This window comes from Phenylobacterium sp., assembly GCF_024508875.1.
Lineage (GTDB): Bacteria > Pseudomonadota > Alphaproteobacteria > Caulobacterales > Caulobacteraceae > Phenylobacterium.
This window is the reverse complement of sequence record NZ_JANINU010000152.1, coordinates 1-5,706: the sequence shown is the minus strand read 5'-3', so window position 1 is coordinate 5,706 and position 5,706 is coordinate 1. Positions and strand designations below refer to the sequence as shown.

Annotated in this window: 8 protein-coding genes; all 8 read right to left on the bottom strand. The window is 69.7% G+C overall.

All coding sequences use genetic code 11. From position 1 onward, the window contains the following. On the bottom strand, positions 1-1,207 hold a 1,207-nt coding region (gene serS / locus Q0L11_RS12450), incomplete at its 3' end, for a serine--tRNA ligase (RefSeq protein WP_296597626.1). A gap of 60 nt (positions 1,208-1,267) precedes the next feature. Then, positions 1,268-2,170 carry a twin-arginine translocase subunit TatC gene (gene tatC / locus Q0L11_RS12445; protein WP_296597624.1) on the bottom strand — a complete coding sequence of 301 codons (903 nt, stop codon included), beginning with the start codon at positions 2,168-2,170 and terminating at the stop codon, positions 1,268-1,270. Beyond that, positions 2,167-2,721 (bottom strand): Sec-independent protein translocase protein TatB, encoded by a 555-nt coding sequence (gene tatB, locus Q0L11_RS12440; protein ID WP_296597623.1) that lies wholly within the window; start codon positions 2,719-2,721, stop codon positions 2,167-2,169. The genes tatC and tatB overlap by 4 nt, the downstream gene beginning before the upstream one ends. Before the next feature lie 71 nt (positions 2,722-2,792). Further along, positions 2,793-2,996, bottom strand: coding sequence for a twin-arginine translocase TatA/TatE family subunit (locus tag Q0L11_RS12435; RefSeq protein ID WP_296597622.1), 204 nt, complete (start codon positions 2,994-2,996; stop codon positions 2,793-2,795). A 109-nt stretch (positions 2,997-3,105) separates the two neighbouring features. After that, entirely contained in the window at positions 3,106-3,744 is a 639-nt protein-coding gene (scpB, locus tag Q0L11_RS12430) for an SMC-Scp complex subunit ScpB (protein ID WP_296597621.1), read from the bottom strand. Further along, positions 3,741-4,550, bottom strand: a complete 810-nt coding sequence (locus tag Q0L11_RS12425; RefSeq protein WP_296597620.1) for a ScpA family protein — start codon at positions 4,548-4,550, stop codon at positions 3,741-3,743. The genes scpB and Q0L11_RS12425 overlap by 4 nt, the downstream gene beginning before the upstream one ends. Next, the gene (gene nagZ / locus Q0L11_RS12420; protein ID WP_296597619.1) at positions 4,547-5,560 is read right to left on the bottom strand and encodes a beta-N-acetylhexosaminidase; all 1,014 of its coding nucleotides are present in this window, start codon (positions 5,558-5,560) and stop codon (positions 4,547-4,549) included. The genes Q0L11_RS12425 and nagZ overlap by 4 nt, the downstream gene beginning before the upstream one ends. Next, on the bottom strand, positions 5,557-5,676 hold the full coding sequence (locus Q0L11_RS12415; protein WP_367183407.1) for an SPOR domain-containing protein: 120 nt from the start codon (positions 5,674-5,676) through the stop codon (positions 5,557-5,559). The genes nagZ and Q0L11_RS12415 overlap by 4 nt, the downstream gene beginning before the upstream one ends. Positions 5,677-5,706 lie beyond the last annotated feature (30 nt).

Genomic DNA, 5,706 nt, shown 5'->3' with positions numbered 1-5,706 from the left:
CCTCGTCCTGGTAGTTCTCCATGATCGCCACCAGGGTGCGGCCCACGGCCAGGCCCGAGCCGTTCAGGGTGTGGACGAAGCGCGTGCCCTTCTCGCCGGCCCTCTTGGCGCGCGCGTCCATGCGCCGGGCCTGGAAGTCGCCGCAGTTCGAGCACGAGCTGATCTCGCGGTACTTGCCCTGGCTCGGGAGCCAGACCTCCAGGTCGAAGGTCTTGCGCGCGCCGAAGCCCATGTCGCCCGTGCAGAGCAGCATGGTGCGGAACGGCAGCTCCAGGCGCTTCAACACCGCCTCGGCGCAGCCCACCATCCGCTCGTGCTCCTCCTCGGACTTCTCCGGGGCGACGATCGAGACCAGTTCCACCTTGTTGAACTGGTGCTGGCGGATCATCCCGCGGGTGTCGCGACCCGAGGCGCCCGCCTCCGAGCGGAAGCAGGGCGTGAGCGCGGTGAAGCGCAGCGGCAGCTCCTCCTCGGCGACGATCTGGTCCATGACCAGGCTGGTCAGCGGCACCTCGGCGGTCGGGATCAGCCAGCGGCCGTCCGTGGTCTGGAACAGGTCTTCGGCGAACTTCGGCAGCTTGTCGGTGCCGTAAGCCGCCGCGTCGTTGACCAGCAGCGGCGGGGCGACTTCCAGGTAGCCATGCTCCTGGGTCTGCAGGTCCAGCATGAACTGGCCGATGGCGCGTTCCAGGCGGGCAAGCTGGCCCTTGAGCACCGTGAAGCGCGCGCCGGACATCCGGACCGCCGCCTCGAAGTCGAGCAATCCCAGGCCCTCGCCGATATCGACGTGGTCCTTGGGGTTGGAGATCGCGAACGGCTCGCCCCAGCGGCGGACCTCGACATTGTCATGATCGTCCGCGCCGACCGGCACGTCGGGGAACGGGATGTTCGGCAGCGAGGCCAGGATCGCCTTCAGCGCCTCGCCCGCCTGGCGCTCCACCTCGGCGTGCTCGGCCTGGCCGGCCTTCAGCGCCTCGACCTGGGCCATCAGGCGCTGGGCTTCGTCCTCGTTCTTCTGGGCCTTGGCTTGGCCGATCTTCTTGGACGCCTCGTTCCGCTCGGCCTGAGCCGCCTGCGCCGCCGTCTGGGCGGCGCGCAGCTTCGCGTCGAGCTCAAGGATTTCCGCGACCTTCCCGGACGAACCCTTCCGCGCCCACGCCTGCTCGTAAAGCTCGGGGGTTTCGCGAATGGCTCGGATGTCGTGCATGGGGGCCGCTGGGGTTGAGGGAAGCGGTTTCTCTAGAGCGCGTCGGAGGACGCGCCAACCCTACACTGTCGCGACGTCGGTCCCGGCGTCGGCGTCTTCCTTGTCGCGGCGCAGCTCGATGAGCTTCACGCAGCCGATGGAGACGAAATAGAGCAGGATGATCGGCAGCGAGAGCAAGAGCTGGCTGATCGGGTCGGGCGGCGTGACGATCGCGGCGACCACCACGACGGCGAAGACTGCATACCGCCAACCCTTCCAGAGCATGGCCGAGTTCACGATGCCGGCGAGGCCCAACAGGGTCAGCACCACGGGAAGCTGGAAGCACAGGCCGAACGCCAGCAGCAGGGTCGTGACCAGGGTCAGGTAGTCCGAGACCTTGGGCAGCATCTGCACCTGGATGCCGGTGGCGCCGACGATCTGCTGGCTCAGCGAGAACCAGAGCACGAAGGGCAGGATCACGAAGTAGACCAGCGCGGCGCCCAGGATGAAGAGCACCGGCGCGGCGATGAGGAACGGCAGGAACGCGTGACGTTCGCGACGGTAGAGGCCCGGCGCGACAAAGGCGTAGACCTGCCACGCCAGCACCGGGAACGTCAGGACCACCGCGCCGAAGCCGGCCAGCTTGAGCTTGGTGAAGAAGAACTCGAGCGGGGCGGTGAAGATCAGCGTGGGCACCGTGCCGGTGACGGCCGAAACCGTCTTCAGGCCGAGGACCACGAACAGGAGGTCGAAAGCGCCGTGCGCCTGGCCTGCCTTCTGCGCGGCGAAGATCTGGCCAGCCAGCTCGAAGGGATGCAGCAGCATCTCGTAGATCTGGGGCGAGAAGGTGAAGCACACGGCGAAGCCCACGATGATCGCGGCCACGCAGACGATCAGCCGCTTGCGCAGCTCGATCAGGTGGTCGAGCAGCGGCGCCCGGGAGGCCTCGATGTCCGCCTCGTCCCTGTCGTAATCGTAGCTCACGCGCCGCCCTCGACGATCTTGCTGGACCGCTTACGGGGCTTGGCCGCCTGCACGATCTCGTCGGTCGCGGGCTTGGCCTTGGCTGCCGTCTTGCGGGAGGCGGGCTTTTTCGCGGACGGCGTAGCGTTGGCCGCCTTGGCCGCGGGCTTGCGCGCCGGCTTCTTCGCCGAGGCCGGCGCCTCGGAAATCTCCACGGGCGGCGGCGGCTCGACCGGTGGCTCGTATTGGTAGCTCATAGGCGGATGGAGTTGGACGCCGACGTCCGACATGCTCGACTCGATGTCGCTGACCGTCGAGCGCATCTCGTGACTGAGGTCGGTGTCGCCGAACTGGCCGCGGCGCATGGCCTCGACCTCCTTGCGAAGGTCGTCCAGCTCGGACTGGCGCGCCATCTCGTCGAAGCTGGAGCGGAACTCATTGGCCATGCCGCGCAGCTTGGCCACGAACTGGCCTACCCGGCGCATCATGACGGGCAGGTCCTTGGGGCCGATCACGATGAGCGCGACGACCGCGATCACCAGCCATTCGAGACCGCCGACTTCGGGGAGCATCAGGGACGCCTAAAGAGAAGCGCCGGCCACGATCGAAGCGGCCGGCGCACATTGCCGTAGAGCGGCGGGCCTCAGCCGCGCGCGCCGTCCTTTTCGTCGGTCGGGAGCGACTTCTTGGCCTCTTCCGGCGGCTCGTCGCCCTTCAGGCCCTCGCGGAAGGCGCGGATGCCCTTGGCGGTGTCGCCCATGAGGCCCGAGATCTTGCCGCGACCGCCGAACAGCACGGCGAAGACCACCACGACCAGAAGGATGTGCCAGATACTGATTGCGCCCATGCGCCAACGTCTCCTGGGGCGAATCTCGCGGCCCCTGCGCCGCCCCGCCCGCTTCTCACGGCGCTATATAGTCCGTCCGTCGCCGGCAAGCCAACGCGGCATGACGGCGTCAGTGCGAAGGTTCGTCTTCCGCCAGGAAATCGATGTGGAATTCCGGCGCGTCGCCCTCCAGCGGGTCCTCGTCGGCGGCGAGCGCGTTCGGATCGGGCACGGCGAAGTCGGGCGGCAGGTCCAGCGACAGCAGGCCCGCAGCCTTCATCTCCGCCATGCCGGGCAGGTCGGCCAGGGACGCCAGGCCATAGTGCTCCAGGAACGAGTCGGTGGTGCCGAAGGTCACCGGCCGGCCAGGCGACCGGCGGCGGCCGCGCATTTTCACCAGGCCCAGTTCCAGCAGGACGTCCAGCGTGCCGCGGCTGGCCTGCACGCCGCGCACCGCCTCGATCTCGGCGCGGGTCACCGGCTGGTGGTAGGCGATGATCGCCAGCGTCTCCTGGGCCGCCTTCGACAGCCGGCGCGGCTCGTCCCGCTCCTCGGTCATCAACCAGGCGAGGTCCTCGGCGGTCTGGAAGCGCCAGGCGCCGGCGACGTTCGCCAGCACCACCCCCCTGCCCTCGTAGAGCTGGGAAAGCTGGGCGAGGCCGGCCTCGATGTTCGCACCCTCCGGCAGGCGCCTGGCGAGGTCATCGACGGTCAGCGGCCCGGCGGCGGCGAACAGCAGCGCTTCGATCTCGCGGGCGGTGTCGCTCATGCCTGCGCCTCGGCCTTGCGCGCCCGCAGGTAGATGTCGGCGAACGCCTCCAGTTGCCGGGCCTCCAACGCCCCTTCCTTCACCAGCTCGAGGCTCGCCGAGAGGGTCGAGGCCACATAGGACGCGCGTGTCGGCCCCGCGGTGGGCGAGCCCATCGGCGCGACGCCGGTCAACGGAGTCCACCGCTCGAGGTCGGGCAGCAGGCGGCGCAGGCGGTCGCGGGCGTCCTCCAGCGCGTAGGCCGTGGGAATCTTGGGCTTGTAGCTGCGCTGCGCCTCCTTCTGCCGCTGGCCGATGTAGGCGCTCATCAGTTCGTAGAGGTCGCCTTCGATGCGACCGGACGGCACGATGCGGATGGCTTCGGGATCGCCGCGGCCGAAGACGTCGCGGCCCAGTTGCGGACCGGTCATCAGCTTGTCGGCGGCGTTGCGCATGGCTTCCAGCTTGGCGAGGCGGAAGGCTAGCCGCTGGGCCATCTCCTCGGCGGGCGGCTCCTCGGCCTTGCGCTGCTCGGGCTTGGGCAGCAGCAGGCGCGACTTGAGGTACGCCAGCCAGGCCGCCATCACGAGGTAGTCGGCCGCGAGGCTGAACCGGCGACGGCGCGCCTCCTGCACGAAGGAGAGGTACTGTTCGGCCAGCTTCAGGATCGAGAGCTGGAGGAGGTCGACCTTCTGGGTCCGCGCCAGGGCCAGCAGGACGTGGAGCGGGCCTTCGTAGCCTTCGATGTCGACGATGAGGGCCTCACCGTCCTCGACCGCATGGTCCACGGCCGCAAAGTCGAGGCTGGGCTGGAATCCGCCGCTCATGCTGCGAGCCTACCTGCGAAGGCCGCCGCGAGGCGAGCCCGGCCCTCGGCGACGTCGAAGGGCTCCGCCGGCTTGCGCCGCGCCAGCGCCGCGCCGGCGCGCTCGGCCGCCTTTCCGGCAAGCGGCCCCGCGCCCGCCACGACGGCCTGCATCTCGGCCATGTCGCCGTTGCAGTGCAGGACGACGTCGCAGCCGGCGGCGCGCCCCGCCTCGGCGCGGCCGCGGAACCCGCCGGAGAGCGCCTGCATCGACAGATCGTCGGTCATCAGCAGGCCATCGAAGGCGATGCGCCCGCGGATCACCTCCCGCACCACCGTCGGCGAGACCGTCGCCGGCCTTTCGGGATCGAAGGCTGCGTAGACGACGTGCGCGCTCATCGCCATCGGCAGATCCGCCAGGGCGCGGAACGGCGCGAAGTCGCAAGCTTCCAGTTTATCGGCGCCAGCGTTTACCACCGGGAGGTCGTGGTGGCTGTCGGCGCGAGCGCGACCATGCCCGGGCATATGCTTGACCACCGGCAACACGCCGCCGCCCATCAGCCCCTCGGCGGCGGCGCGTCCGATGGCCGCCACGTCGCCGGGCGTCTCGGCGTAGGCGCGATCGCCGATCACCCCATGTCCGTCCGGTGCGGGCACGTCGAGGACCGGCAGGCAGTCGACGTCGATGCCGACCTGCGCGACGTCGTGCGCGATCAGCCGGCCGCCGAGGCGCGCGATGGCTAGCCGTTCGGCCGGGGGCAGATCGCCGTAGGCCCGGGCCGGCGGATACGAGGGCCAGTGCGGCGGCCGCAGGCGCTGCACACGTCCGCCTTCCTGGTCGACAAGGATTGGCGCGTCCTCGCGTCCGACCGCCTCGCGCAGAGCGGCTGTCAGCGCCCTCACCTGCTCAGGCGTCTCGACGTTGCGTGCGAAGAGGATGAAGCCCCAGGGCTGGGCGTCGGCGAAGAAGGCCCTCTCCGCCGCCGTCAGCATCGGGCCCGAGCAGCCCAGGATGCAGGCGCCCGGCGTCACCGGACGAAGCAGCTCTTCCCGGCGGCCTGGAGCTTGGCGCAGAACGCCTGGGCGTCCGCCTTCGAGGCGAAACCGGTGACGGCGGTGCGATAGAGCGTCCCGCCGTTCTTCTCGATCTTCTCGACGCTCTTGCCCTTGCCGGCGCC

What these genes read in the sequence shown, in the direction of transcription:
- tatB (WP_296597623.1), bottom strand. Translation starts at nt 2,721, where the DNA reads ATGCTCCCCGAAGTCGGCGGTCTCGAATGGCTGGTGATCGCGGTCGTC.
- scpB (WP_296597621.1), bottom strand. Translation starts at nt 3,744, where the DNA reads ATGAGCGACACCGCCCGCGAGATCGAAGCGCTGCTGTTCGCCGCCGCC.
- Q0L11_RS12425 (WP_296597620.1), bottom strand. Translation starts at nt 4,550, where the DNA reads ATGAGCGGCGGATTCCAGCCCAGCCTCGACTTTGCGGCCGTGGACCAT.
- Q0L11_RS12435 (WP_296597622.1), bottom strand. Translation starts at nt 2,996, where the DNA reads ATGGGCGCAATCAGTATCTGGCACATCCTTCTGGTCGTGGTGGTCTTC.